The following is a 15230-nucleotide window of genomic DNA, read 5'->3' as shown; positions in this document are numbered from 1 at the left end:
TTACTTGCTGTTTGCCAGCTTATTGGCCGCTTGCGTCAGCTGCATATAGGTCGGCCCCATCGGGATGACGTACTCATTCTGGCCCCAGAAGAAGGGCCAGTCCTCGCGGTTTTCCGGCAGATCCGGCTTGATAACCAGCACACCCGGCACAATGCCGCCAGCGATAAAGCTGAAATCCGCCCGGTTGTTGCCATAGGCAACTTCCTTGGACTGTGCACCGACACCCGACACGAAGGACAGGTTGTGCCCCGGATGCGTGCCGTGCAGGTAGTCGAGCCCGCGATAGAGTGCGTCGGTGCCGATGACATCCGGGAAAAGCTCACTCAGCACGGCGGCATTAAGCGCATAACGCATGACGGCGCCATTGCCGGCCCATCCGCCTTCAGTGATTGGCACACCAAACGGGTTCTTCGTCGCTTCTATATCGGCCTCGGCCTTGTAGGCAACCACCGCCACCCTCACTTTCGTTTTGAAAGCTTTCGGCATGTACGGGATGCCGCGAGCAATCCATTGGACATTATTGCCGAACACCTTTTCGACCTCCGGCCACATGGCCTCGATACGTGCGGCATATTGCGGGTCTTTGGTTGTGATAAGCAATTCGACCGCCGCCGACAGCTCTTCGGTAAGAAGGTCGCCGCCCGTGACATTGCCGTGCTTGAAGGTAAAGGGCGGACGGCCGTGTTCCTCGGCCCAGACGCGTTTTGCGATGGCAAGCGACTCCGCCGCCAGCTTGTCATTATGGCCCTTCAGCACGCGCGAGGCGCCGGCGAGGGCCGCAATGGTACCGTATTCCAGTGACGATGAGCGGTTGGTGAAGGCCCAACGATCGTCCTTGCGGCCGGATCGTCCGTCCTTGATCTCATCCGGCCCCAGGCTGGGATCGTAGATCAGCCCGTCGGTCTTGGTGACGCCGTCACCGAGGTGCGGATACTGCGTCAGGTCGGGCTCGACGACACCGTTGATGGCGTGGCCGACAGCTGTGTATTGCGACACGAGGTACAGCGCGCCGTGTTCGACCTGCTGGACGATATCGGCCTTGCCGTCCGGCACGTGTATCTCGACGTGGCGACGCGTCTGATCGATCGCGGTGACGTCGCGCAGCGGCTTGTAGCGGTCCCAGACATCGACCAGGTCCTGCACCACGCCATACTGGCTCTGGGTGCGGATATCGAAGTCGCCGGCGTCGTACCAGCCGCCGACATTCAGCCCCGGAATGTGCTCGAACGGCTTGAACCTGGTGTCTGTCGTGCCTGCGGAACCGTAGAGGTCGAGGTGCTCGTGGTTCAGCGGCGCCTGCAGCGCGTCGTCCTTGTGGCTGTCGCCGTGCCAGACGCGATAGGCTTCCTGGACGTACATATGGTCCATATTGACGGCCATATAGACGTCGCTGGTCGGGTGCCAGGCGTCGGCATAGACATCGGCGGCAATGCGGAAGGTCGCCGTCTTCTGACCGTTGTACTCAAGCTGATAAAGGCCGGGCTTGCTGACGCTCGAGAAATCAAACGTCAGGTAGTCGTAGCGCAGATACTTGCCCCAAGGTTTGGCCACGCCGCTGAAAGCTTCGCGCGTCGTGCCGTCGGCCAGCACTTCCAGCAGTTTTGCCGAGGCCGCGGGTGTGTCGTTGGGATCAAGCTCGACGACCGCCACCTTCTTTTGCGCCGGCGCGTAACCGAGCTGCGAATGGGCGATCATGGCCGGGCGCACCCAGTCGGAGACGCTGTTGGCCGTCAATTGCCACTGCACGACGGTACCCGTTTTGCCGGCTGGCAGGTTCGAACGCAGCACGAACCAGCCGTTCTGCGCCTGGTTGCGGCCATCATAGAGGCTGATCTCGCCGTCAGACGCCGTCACCGTGACGCGGCGGGTCGCGTCTTCGGGGGCGAGCGTAATGGTTTTGGCGGTCGCGAGCGGCAGCGGCGTGGTCTGCGGCCCGGTCTGCGGCGCGAACTTCTGCTCGGGTTCCAGCTTCATCGGCGACGACGGATAGAGCGGGAATCCACCGGCCTTGCCGTCGGCCAGATAGCTTTTGTGGAAGTACGCGGCGGGGATGAATTCGAGATTGAACCCAGCACGACCGGCCAGCGCTTCGGGCAGCGGCTTGTCGAGGATCACACTAACGGTCACGCCGTCGCCTTTGGCTTCGGTGCGGACCTTGTAGGTGAAGTCGAACTCGGCATATTTCAGCGTCGTTTCGATCACCCCATTGGCCGCATCGATCTTGCGATCAACCATCAGGCCGATCAAGTCCCATTGGCCCGGTGTTGGGCTCATGCGGACATCGCCATTGGTGGCGGTGCGAATGCCGTGGTGGACCAGCTCGACGCCGGAAATCTTGCCGTCGCTGAACAGCCCGTCGTACCAATTGCTGAAATTCAGCACATTGACGCCGCGCGTTTCAAAATAGCCCTTGTCGTTGATTTTCAAGGGTTCCGCGTGGACGCTTGTGGCAAAGCCACAGGCCAGCAGCACCCCGGTGAGGGTCTTCATACGCATCACACAATCTCCCTGATCAGATTTTATATGATAGCGCTACCACGGCGTTATTGGTCTGACCAGAAGGAATTTAATGGACCTCTAGGTTCGCAATGGGATGCCTGAAACCTGAATGACTTGCATCGGGTTAGGTATTTTTTCAGCTTCTAGAACCCTTGAAAGAGCATGGAGTATGGTGAACTGATCCTCCGAGGGCCCAATAATTATTCGATGTATAAGATTAGGAATATCTGCACCGAACAATCCACTTTCTGGTTCATCTTTCAGTGGTATCTTGTTCACGATCTGCGGAACAGAGCCGACAATCTCAATTTCCTCAAATATAGCAGGTGATTTGTCTACTGTTGGGGAATAGATAATTCGCCACTCGCGTTCTTCTTGAAAGCCAGGATGCTTTGTACAAAGCACCGTGTTTTTTAGTACCGAAAAAAACTGCCCGATAATGTCCTCTTGACTCATGGCATTTAGAATATCGATTTCCAGCGCAAGATCTGCGAGAATTTTAGAAAACCTCGCAACAAAATCTGCGGGATATATATAGCTCACTGGAGACGAATATGCCTTTAGAAGATCAGTATCCGCCTGCAACGGCTCTGTATTTATAATTATCGCTACGCCATTCCTCGCACCATAAGCTCGCCACATTGAAAGACGGCCATGTTCATCTTCTTCCGGAAGATGTTCTGAAAGACAAGTTATATAGGTGTCAGACTGAAAGTGTGGTAACCAACTGCTGAAGCGCTTCATTAGTTCATTGAAGGTGCCTTCACCTGCGGTATCAACAATTTCCCTGAATTTATTGCTCGCCTCGGAATCTCCCAGCAGGCTTTTTACGCAATCTATTCCATAATTTATCTCAGAAAAATCATTCATTGTGTATGCATTACGCATCCACATTTGCTTGTTCTGAATTATACGGACCGCCACTTCGGCGCTGGTATAGTGCACTAATTTGCCATTTCGTCCTAGGAAGCTGGTAAGGCGACCAAGCTCATAGGGCATAAAAATTGTTGCCAACTTTAATTGCTCTGGCGTCATATTCATTCTTAGCTCTCCCTAGCGACCATTCATTTCTTATTTTGATTCCGCCATTTCGAAACAAATAGCTGCCCCTTCCTTCACCTCCCCGTTCATGCTATCGCCCGGCGCATGAGCACTGACCTGTCCCTTATTCGTAACTTCTCCATCGTCGCCCACATCGACCACGGCAAATCCACGCTGTCCGACCGGCTGATCCAGTTCACTGGCGGGCTGACCGCGCGCGAGATGAAGGAGCAGGTCCTCGACAATATGGATATCGAGCGCGAGCGCGGTATCACCATCAAGGCCCAGACCGTTCGCCTCAACTACAAGGCCAAGGACGGCAAGACCTATATCCTGAACCTGATGGACACACCGGGCCACGTCGATTTCGCCTACGAAGTGTCGCGGTCGCTGGCTGCCTGCGAAGGCTCGATCCTGGTCGTGGACGCCTCGCAGGGCGTCGAAGCCCAGACCCTGGCCAATGTCTACCAGGCCATCGACAACAATCACGAGATCGTCCCGGTCCTCAACAAGATCGACCTGCCGGCGGCCGAACCCGACCGCGTGCGCGCCCAGATCGAGGACGTCATCGGCATCGATGCCTCGGACGCCGTGCTGGCTTCAGCCAAGTCGGGCATCGGCATCGAAGACGTGCTGGAAGCCGTCGTCGCCCGCCTGCCCGCTCCCAAGGGCGACATCACCGCGCCGCTGAAGGCGCTGCTGGTCGACGCCTGGTACGACCCCTATCTGGGCGTCGTCGTTCTGGTCCGCATCTTCGACGGCGTGATGAAGCCCGGCCAGCAGGTCAAGCTGATGAATGCCGGCGCAAGCTACAAGATCGACAAGCTCGGCGTCTTCCAGCCCAAGGCGACCGATGTCCAGGCGCTTGGGCCCGGCGAGATCGGCTTCTTCACCGCCCAGATCAAGGAAGTCGGCGACGCCGCCGTTGGTGACACCATCACCGACGAGCGCAAGCCCACGGCCGCCGCCATGACGGGCTTCAAGGAAGTTCAGCCGGTCGTCTTCTGCGGTATCTTCCCGGTCGACGCCGCCGATTTCGAAGACCTGCGCGCCGCTATGAGCCGCCTGCGCCTCAACGATGCCAGCTTCTCATACGAGATGGAAACCTCGGCGGCTCTGGGCTTCGGCTTCCGCTGTGGCTTCCTGGGCCTGCTGCACCTGGAAATCATTCAGGAGCGCCTGTCGCGCGAGTTCAATCTCGACCTGATCGCCACGGCGCCAAGCGTTGTGTACAAGATCCACCTCAACAAGGGCGAAGTGGTCGAGCTGCATAACCCTGCCGACATGCCCGATCCGGTCTATATCGAGCATATCGAGGAGCCGTGGATCAAGGCGACGATCTTCTGCCCGGACGACTATCTCGGCGCCATCATCAAGCTCTGCCAGGACCGACGCGGTGCGCAGGTCGACCTGTCCTATGTCGGCAACCGTGCCATGGTCGTCTACAACCTGCCGCTCAACGAAGTCGTCTTCGACTTCTATGATCGCCTGAAGTCGGTGTCTAAGGGCTATGCCAGCTTCGACTACACGATCGAGGATTACCGCCAGGGCGACCTGGTCAAGATGTCGATCCTGGTCAATGCCGAACCCGTCGATGCGCTGTCGATGCTGGTCCACCGCGACCGGGCCGAAGCGCGCGGCCGTGGCATGTGCGAAAAGATGAAGGACCTGATCCCTCAGCACATGTTCGTCATTCCGATCCAGGCGGCCATCGGCGGGCGGATCATCGCGCGCGAAACCGTCCGGGCACTGCGCAAGGACGTGACGGCCAAGTGCTATGGCGGCGACGCCACGCGGAAGAAGAAGCTGCTGGAAAAGCAGAAGGAAGGCAAGAAGCGCATGCGGCAGTTCGGCAAGGTCGAAATTCCGCAGGAAGCCTTTATCGCTGCCCTCAAGATGGACAACGACTGATCCGTCAAACACTGAAAATAAAAAGGCCCGGAGCATTCTCCGGGCCTTTTATTTTACCAGTTATTGCTGCTTCCGCTCTTGCGGGCATCATCCAGCGACACAGACTTGACCGACGCAATATTGCAATTCAGATCGACATTGCCGAGGTGCACACGAATGGTCGCATCGTTTGCGTGACAAATACGCGAGGCTCCGCCCGCATATTCGACGGCAATGCTTGCGGAGCGGTCTTTCAGACACGTACCCGACAGTTTAAGCTCGGCTGCGCTGCCTGATTGATCAACCACGAGCAGGGTGCTGTCATTGACCACATGCACACGCGACAGCGGCGCTGAAACGCAGCGGTCATTAGAAACCCTTGTCACCGATTCCGCCTGTACCTGGCTTGTCATGACGAGGGCGAGCAGGGAGGCGCTTCCGAGCATGACCGCGCCCGCGGCCACAAAGTATTGCTTAGCGATTCGCATCTTGGTCTCTCCGGATTGCAGGAGGATAGGCGAATCCCCCTTTGCTTAAGGTTTTACGCTACCAAGTCTTTTTCTTGCTACTACCATGACGATACTCCTGCGACCTCTCCTTGTCGAGCATCTCGATCGACTTGACGAAACAGGGTATGGCGACCGTATTGATCTGTCCCTTGATGTCGGCGTCGGCCGGATGGCAAATTTGGGTCGAGCCGCGATATGTAAAGCCGACCGGGTCGAAGCCAGTGCCCAGGCACGAAGCGTTCATGTGGATTAGCGCTGCCGTCCCGCTCCGGTCTTCGACGTAAAGCGTCTTGCCGTCAAGGACGCGCGTCGTATCGAGTGGCGCCGACAAACAGCGTTTCGGCGACGGCCGCGCGGCATCGGCGCTATCGCCTGGCACCGTGCTGCAGGCCGCAACAATCAAACCAGCGGCAGCGCACGCCAGTCCAACAGCAATGACTCGGCCGCGCACGACCGTCTTTGCATTTGGTTTCCCCATTTTAAGCCTCCTGACAGGCAAGAGCGATATGCCGAAATGCCAAGAAACATTTCCGGGGTTTTCAGCTAGATATCGCGACAAAACAAAAGCTTAGCGATATGGCCTGAAAGTGTCAGTGGTTCCGGCCAATATCGCGACAAAATAAACCTTACCGGCGTTTCGGGAAAAACGCCGGCGACACTTTAATCTTTTTCCAGCAGCGCATCAGCCTCGTCGCCGCTGATAGGTTTGATGCCGTTGATCAGGCATTTGACCGGCGCTTCACCCGAGTGCGAGTACAGAATCTTCGCGTCGTGGGCGCGGCAGATGTCGCTCGACCCATAGAGTTCGAAGCCGAAGTTCGACATATCGGTCATGCTGCGGCATGGGCCACCTATGTCGAGCAGGTAACCGTTACCGAAGCCGTCACGGACCAGCAGCGTTTTTTCGTCGACAACATGGAATCCGCCGGCATTGCGGACGTCCAGGCATTTCGGCGGTGTACGCTTGTTTTCGGTGACCTGGCTCTGCTCTACACCGCCCCAGTTATTGGCTTGGTTGTCCTGGGCATTAGCGGTGACGGCGACGGACGCGGCGGTAATGATCACACCGCCGGTAATGACGCTGGCCGCCACGACGGCGGCCTTCTTGATGAGATGCTGCAAAGGCATTTTGGGACCTCTCCTTGTTACCAGTTCTTGGAAGACGACGCAGGCGCGGCCCCCGCCTCCTTCTTCTTGTTTTCCCGGATAGGTTTGCGGATATATTCCGCGGCCTCTTCGCCCTGGAGATGGCGAACGTTCGACACACTGCAGACGTCACGGCGCCCGAAGTTTTCGTACACGACATCGGCGTCGAAGGGACCGCAGATGTCACCGCCGTGACGGGTCTTCAGACCGATAAACATGCTGTCTTCAAGGCCGATACAGGCCGGCACAGTCAGCTCGTAGGCTTCGTTATTATTAGCTAGGATGACGACCTTGCCGTTACCGGGCGTCTGGAAGCCCCGGATAAAGTCGGGATCAAAACAGGCATTGCGATCACGCCCTGGATCAACATTGCTGTCCGGGCGGTTCGACGCCGCCCATGCCATGCCAATGCCGCCAAGACCCGCGGCGACGATGAGACCGGAAGCCAGGAGTGCTGATAGTTTCATGGTGATGTCTCTCCGCTATCATGGCTACGCCCACCAAGCTGAACGGCGGATGAACGATTAGTCAGTATAGGCGCGCCGCAGTCGGCCGGACGCCAGACGTCGCCCGGCCGCAACCAACAGGCACGACGGAGCGCCCGCGATGCGCGCCACGATATCGCGCGCCAGCAGAGGCGCCAGACAGAATCCGCGCGCCCCCAGCCCCGTCAGAGCATGGATGCCCTCATCAATCTGGCCCACCATCGGCAGGTGATCCCGTGTCGTCACCCGGATCGAAGCCCGCGAAACCATCGCCTGGCCTTCCATGGCGTCCGCGACCTGTGGCAGACAGGTCCGCAGCGCTTCCAGATTGCGCGCGCGGTCGGCCTCACGCGGCGTGGCCCCGCGATCGTCACGGTCGTGGGTGGCGCCAAAGACAAGGCCATCCGGCGATGGCGCCAGATAGCCGCCCCAACTGATCCCCCGGACGGGCCGGACCTCGCTGGACACAGCTTCGATCTGCCCGCGCACCGGACGCAAGGCGTAGTCAGCCGCCAGGCTGCCGAGATCGAAGACGCCGTCGCCGCAGGCGATGACGACCGCATCATAGGCGTTTTGCGCGCCCGACGCCGTTCGCACGGACACGCCGTTGCCCTGCAGCGATACTTCGCTGACAGCATCGGCGATCACCTTCGTGCCTGACAGCATGCCCGTCAGGATGACGGCCGGATTGACCGTCAATGCATCGCGCATCATCAGCCCGGCGGCCTCGGGGACGTCCTGCACATCGCCTTTGACGAAACGCGTCAGCGCCCCTTCGGCGAAAACCGGCTGATCGGCCAGTCGGTCGAAGCGCGTGGCATCGCGTGGCTGGCTTTCGCAATGACAAACGGATGTCGCGATAATGCTCCTTGGCCATTCGCGACCGTAAAGCCCGGTCGCATAGGCATAGGCGTCGGCGAACAGGCCGGCGATAATCGTGTCGCCCGCATCCAGCCTGGGCGTGACGAGTGCAGCGGGGTTGCCCGACGCTCCTGCGCCGATGCCTGCCGCGTCAAACACGTCGGCCCTAATCCCCAGCCGCGCCGCCTGCCAGGCCACGCTGGCGCCGGCTATCCCAGCGCCGATCACAGCGATGCGTTTTGCTGATGTCTGCGGTCTGACCTCCCCTGCAAAGATCGCTTCCAGCCGTTCACGCTTACGGCCGAACCCCGGCCGCTTAGCGACAGCAAAGCCGGCGGCTTGCAACCCACGCCGGACAAAACCCGCTACGGTAAAGGTCCCCAGACGTGCACCCGGCAAGGCATGGGCGGCGATCAGGTGGAAGACATCTTCCGACCACATGTCGGGATTGAGCGCCGGTGAAAAGCCGTCGAGGAATATGGCGTCGGCCGCCCCGCCCCAGGCGTTAAGTGCCTCACGCACATCCATCAGCGCGATCGTAACGCTGACGCCCCACTGCGGGAAGTCCATATGATGAAAGCCGTGGCGCGCCTTCGGCCACTGGGCCAGCAAGGCCTCGCGGAAGGCATCCAGTTCCGGCCAGTTGGCCAGAGCCGCCCCGGCCGCATCGGCGGTCATCAGGAAGCCCTCGATCGAGAATATATGGAGATGGCCATGTGCCGGCCGGCGAGCCAGCCAGAGCTGCATGACAGCGGCAATATTCAGCCCCGTGCCGAAACCCAGTTCGAGCACGCTGAACTGTCCGCCCGCGCTCCAGGCGTCCGGCAGTCCGCATCCGTCAAGAAAGACCGCCCGCGACTCACTCAGGCCGTCCTGCGGCGAATAGTAGATATCGCCGAAACGCGCCGAACGCGGCGTGCCGTCTTCGGCGAAATAGAGCTGTGGATCCTGGGTCATTATAACAAAAGGGCTGCGCGACAAATCGCGCAGCCCTTCGTCAAACCATTGCCCATTCGGGCGAATGATTAGTGAGCAGCGGCCGGAGCTTCGGCAGCAGCCGGCGAAGCCGAGGTGTCGGCAGCCGGAGCGGCTTCCGAAGCCGAAGCGTCAACCGGAGCCATTTCGGTCGGAGCAGCTTCCGAAGCCGCAGCTTCTTCAGCAGCAGGCTTCGGCTGGCAGGCGGCGACCGACAGAGCGGCAACGGCGGCGGCGGCGATCAGGGCCGAGCGAACGATTTTGGAGGTCATGATCCAGATCCCTTGTTTCTAACGTTAGGTAAGCAAAGCGTGACGCATGGCCACGGCGAAGACTCATACCCCAAACCGGCGCTTTCACAAAGTCCTTGATGTCGGCCTTTGTGTGCACAAAATTACACAAGGTTTTTTAGTGCGCCGGCGCATGGTTTTCAGCGGGTGCAGGCGCGGCCGCAGGCGATGCCGCCACAGCCGGTGATGCTGCCGCGGACGACGCGCCGGCCGGTGCTTCAAGCGCTGTCGGCGATGCCGCCATGGCGGCAGCGATTGCCGCCTCGGCGTCCTGACTAGCCGTGGTATCGACGGCCGGCAGATCGCCGTGCGCCTCTTCGGCGACAGGCTCGTCGTGCGCCTCCTCCTTTGAACAGGCGGTGGCGGCCAGCAGGCAGGCCAGGACAGTGGCGGCGATTCGGATGGTTTTCATAAGCTCGGCATTTAGCACAAACAAAAGGGCTGCGCGATGATCGCGCAGCCCTTCGTCAAATCAATGCCCGTTTGGGCGAATGATTAGTGAGCAGCAGCCGGAGCAGCAGCTTCAGCAGCGGCCGGCGAAGCCGAAGCGTCAGCAGCCGGGGCAGCTTCCGAAGCCGAAGCGTCGACCGGAGCGGCTTCAGCAGGAGCGGCTTCCGACGTGGCGGCTTCTTCAGCGGCCTTCGGCTGGCAAGCGGCAACCGACAGAGCGGCGACGGCGGCGGCGGCGATCAGGGCCGAGCGAACGATTTTGGAGGTCATGGATCCAGATCCTTTGTTTCTAACGTTAGAGGGCAAGGAGCTGTAAACCCGGCCCACATGAAGACTCATACTCAAAACAGATGAGTCTCGCAAGAGGCTATTTCACATTTATGTGATCACCGATTGCTACAATCAGGAGATATTTCGTCAAATAAGGTGAAAATGCGCGCAAAACCTGCGCGACTAGCGGCCTATGCGGGGAAAATTGCCGCAAACTACACCGCATGTGCGAAACGCCGCAGTCTTGATCACGCAAATTCGCGGACGGACGGGCTTCTTGCAAAGACGATATTTGCAGCAAGCGGTTAACAAAGCCTGTACCCGCTCAGCTGGATCAGCCCTCGGCCGGAATATTGTTCAGCGCCTCTTCCATTTCAGCGAAGGACGGCTGCGAGACGGATGGGATGCTGCCGCGGCCGATTTCAACGGAGATCTGGGCAGCATTGCCATGCAGGTGAGCAACCAGGACGGACTGGATGATCTTGTAAAACGCGCCTTCTTCTTCGAGCACACCTGACATGCGCGTCGCGAACGGCCCGGCCAGCCCGTAGGCCAGAAGAACGCCCAGGAAGGTACCGACGAGCGCGCCGCCGATCATGCCGCCCAGGATTTCCGGCGGTTCAGTGATCGAGCCCATGGTTTTGACGACGCCCATAACGGCAACGACGATGCCCAGCGCCGGGAAGGCGTCGGCCAGGCTCTGCATGGCATGGGCGGGATGCAGGGCTTCGTGGTGATGCTTTTCGAGCTGCTTTTCCATGGCGTCTTCGACCTGGTGCGGGTCTTCGAGGTTCATGGTCATCATCCGCAGGGTGTCGCAGATGAAGTCGATAGCGAAGTGATCTTTCATGATCTTCGGAAAACGCGTGAAGATCGTCGAATCGTGTGGCTTTTCGATATGGCTTTCCAGGGCAATGACGCCCTTGGACTTCATGGTCTTGGTCAGCAGGAACAAAAGCGACAGCAGGTCACGGTAATCAGACGCCTTCCATTTGGCGCCGCCGAAGACCTTGCCCATGCCAGAGCCCATGCCCTTCAGGGTCGTGAGGTCATTGGCGATCAAGGCCGCCCCGGCAGCCGCGCCGCCGATACCCATCAGTTCGAACGGCAGGGAGTGCAGAATGGGCGCCATGCTGCCGCCCGACAACAGATAGCTGCCGAACACCATGGCAAACAGAACGACGATACCAATGATCTGGAACATTCAGACACACACCCAAGCCTATTATTCCGGCGCACTATGGGCGTTAATCATTAAGAGGCGGTTTCCCGCGCGCGCAGGTTAATCCACTTTTTTAACAAGATGGCGGTGTATATATCGCTCACGGCTAACTCGCTTTGCTCGTGCCTCCGCGAGGGCGCCGAAACGTCGCCGACGCCCGGTCGCTGTTATGTTGTGAGCTTTTGCCGCTAAGACCTCTAGCTCGGACGCACCGCAGGAGTCCCGCCCTGCATGACAACGAAACGATTGGCCAGATCAAAGCTGAGATAGCCGTCTGCCGGCTCGCTGTTCGCCTTTTGCCATTCGCGAATCGCCTGGCGCGTGCCCGCACCGATGACGCCATCGACCGCACCGGGATTGAAGCCCGCAGCCTTCAGCGCTTCCTGCGTCTTGATTCGCTGATCGAGGCTGAGCGGCGCCTCGACCGGCCAGGGCGTGACCGTGGACTCCTTGCCGCAGATACCGTCGGCGATCAGGCCGACCGCCAGGGCGTACGAGGTCGAGTTATTGTACTTGCGGATGACGTAGTGGTTCGGCAGCGCCATGAAGGCCGGACCATTGGCGCCCGACGGCAGGAGGATGATGCCGTTTTCGTTCAGTTCCTCCGGGCGGAAATAGCCCCCGTCGGCGCGCTTGACACCCAGGGCCTGCCAGTCCGCCGGCTTTTTATTCTTCTCCGTCTCGGACAGGTAATAGTCAAAACCCGGCGGCAGGATGACTTCGACCGCCCATTCCTGCCCGGCCTTCCATCCGGCCTTGGCCAGCAGGTTGGCGCTTGAGGCCAGGGCATCCGAATCAGACGCCCAGATATCAACGACGCCATCGCCATCACCATCGGCCCCCAGGCGCAGATAGCTGTCGGGCATGAACTGGGTCTGGCCCATGGCGCCGGCCCACGACCCCTTAAGACGTTCGCGCGGAATCTTATGGTCGCGCAATATGGTCAGGGCGGCGATCAACTGGTCCTCGGCCCAGACGCGGCGGCGGCCATCAAAGGCAAGGGTCGCAAGCGCGGCAAGCACGTCCGTACTGCCCTGAACGCGACCGAGATCGCTTTCCATCGACCAGATGCCGCCCAGCAGGCACTTTGGCACGCCATACTGCGCCACGATGGCCGGGACGTTCGTGTTGGCGTCGATTCGTGTGCGCGCCGATGCCGCCCGCGCCGGCGACACCGCCTGGCGCATATAGCTCGACGCCGGCTTGGAAAACTCGGGCTGCTGATTGTCGGCCGCCTTGACGCTCTGCAGCGGCTGTACGCCGTCAAGCGCCGCAGTAACAAAGCCGGCGTCAAAGCCACGCATGGAGGCCTTCTTGATAAAGTCCTGCTTCCAGCCGTCGAAGTCGGCATAGGCCGTAATCGGTACCGGATTGACCGCGGGCACAGCCGGCGTGGCGGCGGGCGCATTGGTCGTCGGTGCGCTGGTATCAGGGTGCTGTTGCGGTACCGGCGTGCTGGCGGTGGGCGCGGTCGACGGCGCAGGCGTTTGCGGGCCGGTGCTGGCGCAGGCGGTCAGGACAGCAAACAGGCTCAGGGCGCGAAACCGCATCTCATTCTCCTCCCGGCATTATCGAACCGGCTTGACGTTCATCTTAAGCCGACATCCATGTAAGTTCCAACCGTGAAAGCTTAATGATCGCGAGAAATCTGGCACGGGTAAGGCAAAATCCGTTGACAAGGGACGCGCCCTCCCATAGATACCGCGCCTCTATTGGCGGGCGACAGCGCAACCGGATGGTTAGCGATGCGCGCACGCCGCAAACGTTCAACGCCTAATAAAAGACCAGGTGAAAACCAATGAAAGTCCGTAGCTCGCTCAAGTCGCTGAAAACCCGCCACCGCGACTGCAAGATCGTGCGCCGCAAGGGCATCGTCTATGTGATCAACAAGACGGACCCGCGCTTCAAGGCGAAGCAGGGCTAATTCAGGTTTGATAGACGTCCAGAAACGTTTTTGGCGTCTTGATCCTGTCATCGAATAACGCTTAAAGCGACCGCGCTTTAAGCGTTTTTTCGTGTCTGAATGTCGGAGCCAGTCATGCCAGAAGTCAAAGCCGTCCTGTTCGATATCGGCAATGTCATGATCACCTGGCAGCCGGAAAACCTGTTCCGCAAGATCATTATCGACGCCGAACGCCGCCAGTATTTTCTGACGAACGTCGTGCCGATGAGCTGGCATGACCGCCACGATGCCGGCGTTACCTTCGCCGACAACCGTATCCGGCCTCTGGCGGACTTTCCTGAGTTCGCCGACGAAATTCACGCCTTCGACACCCGTTTCGACGAGATGCTGGGCGAGCCGATTCCCGAGACCATGGCAATCGTCGCGGAACTGGCAGCCCAGGGCGTCCCACAATATGCCCTGACCAACATGCCGCAAGAAAAGGCGGAGATGGTGTTCTCGAAAATCCCGGTCTTCCATCATATGCGCGACGTCATCATTTCCGGCGTCGAAAAGATCGTGAAGCCTGACCCGCGTATTTATGACATTGCTCTGAAGCGCATGGGTTTGCCGGCGGAGGCCGTCTTCTTTACCGACGACAACCGCGCTAATATCGACGCCGCTAGGGCCATGGGCTTTGCCACCCACCTGTTCGACCGGCCGGAAACCCTGCGCCCGGCCCTTGTTTCCGCAGGCATTCTATAATCATCCACAGGCAATCACGACATTTTCGTTGCTCGTGAGTTGAGGGGAGCGAATCACTTGGCTATGGTTAAACCCAAGTGCATTTTTTCTCCTCTCAGGATAGCCCGCCATGGCCGATGACGCCCCCTCTTTCCAATCCGACGATGTCATCGCCGGCGCGGCCCAAGGCCGTCTCAAGTCGTTTATCGAACGTATTGAACGTCTTGAAGAAGACAAGGCTGCGGTCAGCGAAGACTTAAAGGAAGTTTATTCCGAAGCCAAGGGCGAAGGTTTCGACGTCAAGATCCTGCGCAAGGTCGTCCGCATTCGCAAGCAGGACAAGGCCAAGCTGTCCGAAGAAGAGGCGCTGATCGAACTCTATATGTCGGCCATCGAAGGCTGATCAAAGCCTGCTTGACAGTTTCAAGCCTGCTTTCCATCCTTAAAGGATGGAAAGCAGGCTTTTTCGTATCCGGATCACTGCCTATGGCTTTTAAATCCAAGACGCCATCGAAAGGGATGTCGCGATCGAAGCCGCTGCAAGCCAAGGCGCCGATGAAGATCAGCCAGGGCTTCAAGGCCAAACCGGTTGCCAAGGCGCCACCTCCCCCGCCTTCCCCCGCCGAGCAACGGAAAGCCCAGCAGCAGGCGCTACAAAAATCAACATTGAAATTGCTCCAGCGCGCTCGCAAGGAAGCCGCCGAGAAAGGCATTACCCTGTCCGAATGGGAGGGGGAATTTCTTGACAGCGTTTCGGACCGCGTCCGCACCTATGGCCGCGCCTTCGCCGATCCCGACAAAGGCGCGATGAACGGTACACTGTCCGTTCGCCAGGGCGTCAAACTACGGGAAATCCGCAAGAAGGCGCGAGACGCGAAGCCGGATGAAGGTGGCGACGAGGAAAAATAAGACCGCTTCCAATTTTATGGGAGCGCTTCCAATATATGACAGCGCTTTCCAAAACGT

The 15230-nt window shown here is 59.2% G+C and carries 17 protein-coding genes; 5 read left to right on the top strand and 12 right to left on the bottom strand.

The window, feature by feature from the left end:
- Positions 1–2496 carry a glycoside hydrolase family 9 protein gene (locus tag AC1DON_RS12625; RefSeq protein ID WP_476935153.1) on the bottom strand — a complete coding sequence of 832 codons (2496 nt, stop codon included), beginning with the start codon at positions 2494–2496 and terminating at the stop codon, positions 1–3.
- 81 nt (positions 2497–2577) lie between these two features.
- A complete protein-coding gene (locus tag AC1DON_RS12620; protein WP_476935152.1) occupies positions 2578–3540 on the bottom strand; it encodes a DUF2971 domain-containing protein in 963 nt (320 codons plus the stop codon).
- Between the two features lie 105 nt (positions 3541–3645).
- On the opposite strand from AC1DON_RS12620, the gene lepA reads away from it, so the two are divergent.
- Positions 3646–5451 (top strand): translation elongation factor 4, encoded by a 1806-nt coding sequence (gene lepA / locus AC1DON_RS12615; protein ID WP_476935151.1) that lies wholly within the window; start codon positions 3646–3648, stop codon positions 5449–5451.
- Positions 5452–5504: 53 nt separating this feature from the next.
- Here the strand turns inward: lepA and AC1DON_RS12610 are convergent, their stop codons facing one another.
- From AC1DON_RS12610 to AC1DON_RS12565, 10 genes are all read right to left on the bottom strand, one after another.
- The gene (locus AC1DON_RS12610; RefSeq protein ID WP_476935150.1) at positions 5505–5918 is read right to left on the bottom strand and encodes a hypothetical protein; all 414 of its coding nucleotides are present in this window, start codon (positions 5916–5918) and stop codon (positions 5505–5507) included.
- 58 nt (positions 5919–5976) lie between these two features.
- Positions 5977–6417, bottom strand: a complete 441-nt coding sequence (locus tag AC1DON_RS12605; RefSeq protein WP_476935149.1) for a hypothetical protein — start codon at positions 6415–6417, stop codon at positions 5977–5979.
- Positions 6418–6599: 182 nt separating this feature from the next.
- Positions 6600–7067 carry a DUF6491 family protein gene (locus AC1DON_RS12600; RefSeq protein ID WP_476935148.1) on the bottom strand — a complete coding sequence of 156 codons (468 nt, stop codon included), beginning with the start codon at positions 7065–7067 and terminating at the stop codon, positions 6600–6602.
- Between the two features lie 17 nt (positions 7068–7084).
- Positions 7085–7552: a DUF6491 family protein gene (locus AC1DON_RS12595; protein WP_476935147.1), complete on the bottom strand. Its 468-nt coding sequence runs from the start codon at positions 7550–7552 to the stop codon at positions 7085–7087.
- 57 nt (positions 7553–7609) lie between these two features.
- Positions 7610–9388 (bottom strand): tRNA (5-methylaminomethyl-2-thiouridine)(34)-methyltransferase MnmC2, encoded by a 1779-nt coding sequence (mnmC2, locus tag AC1DON_RS12590; protein WP_476935146.1) that lies wholly within the window; start codon positions 9386–9388, stop codon positions 7610–7612.
- Between the two features lie 68 nt (positions 9389–9456).
- Positions 9457–9678 (bottom strand): hypothetical protein, encoded by a 222-nt coding sequence (locus AC1DON_RS12585; protein ID WP_476935145.1) that lies wholly within the window; start codon positions 9676–9678, stop codon positions 9457–9459.
- Between the two features lie 136 nt (positions 9679–9814).
- Positions 9815–10108, bottom strand: coding sequence for a hypothetical protein (locus AC1DON_RS12580; RefSeq protein WP_476935144.1), 294 nt, complete (start codon positions 10106–10108; stop codon positions 9815–9817).
- Between the two features lie 83 nt (positions 10109–10191).
- Complete coding sequence (locus AC1DON_RS12575) at positions 10192–10416, bottom strand: hypothetical protein (RefSeq protein ID WP_476935143.1); 225 nt, start codon at positions 10414–10416, stop codon at positions 10192–10194.
- A gap of 334 nt (positions 10417–10750) precedes the next feature.
- Positions 10751–11620, bottom strand: a complete 870-nt coding sequence (gene motA / locus AC1DON_RS12570; RefSeq protein ID WP_476935142.1) for a flagellar motor stator protein MotA — start codon at positions 11618–11620, stop codon at positions 10751–10753.
- A 215-nt stretch (positions 11621–11835) separates the two neighbouring features.
- Positions 11836–13188, bottom strand: coding sequence for a lytic murein transglycosylase (locus tag AC1DON_RS12565; protein WP_476935141.1), 1353 nt, complete (start codon positions 13186–13188; stop codon positions 11836–11838).
- A gap of 248 nt (positions 13189–13436) precedes the next feature.
- Between AC1DON_RS12565 and ykgO the strand changes: the two genes are divergently transcribed.
- The 4 genes from ykgO (at position 13437) to AC1DON_RS12545 (ending at position 15173) form a co-directional block, all read left to right on the top strand.
- On the top strand, positions 13437–13562 hold the full coding sequence (gene ykgO / locus AC1DON_RS12560) for a type B 50S ribosomal protein L36 (protein ID WP_476935140.1): 126 nt from the start codon (positions 13437–13439) through the stop codon (positions 13560–13562).
- A 114-nt stretch (positions 13563–13676) separates the two neighbouring features.
- Positions 13677–14285: an HAD family hydrolase gene (locus tag AC1DON_RS12555; RefSeq protein WP_476935139.1), complete on the top strand. Its 609-nt coding sequence runs from the start codon at positions 13677–13679 to the stop codon at positions 14283–14285.
- Between the two features lie 109 nt (positions 14286–14394).
- Positions 14395–14667, top strand: a complete 273-nt coding sequence (gene gapR, locus AC1DON_RS12550) for a nucleoid-associated protein GapR (protein WP_476935138.1) — start codon at positions 14395–14397, stop codon at positions 14665–14667.
- A gap of 11 nt (positions 14668–14678) precedes the next feature.
- Positions 14679–15173, top strand: coding sequence for a hypothetical protein (locus AC1DON_RS12545; RefSeq protein WP_476935137.1), 495 nt, complete (start codon positions 14679–14681; stop codon positions 15171–15173).
- The last annotated feature ends 57 nt before the right edge of the window (positions 15174–15230 follow it).

The sequence above is a fragment of the Asticcacaulis sp. P4_H10 genome (genome assembly GCF_056400965.1).
Note: the sequence above shows the minus strand (reverse complement) of the source record. Positions and strands in the feature narration are given on the sequence as shown.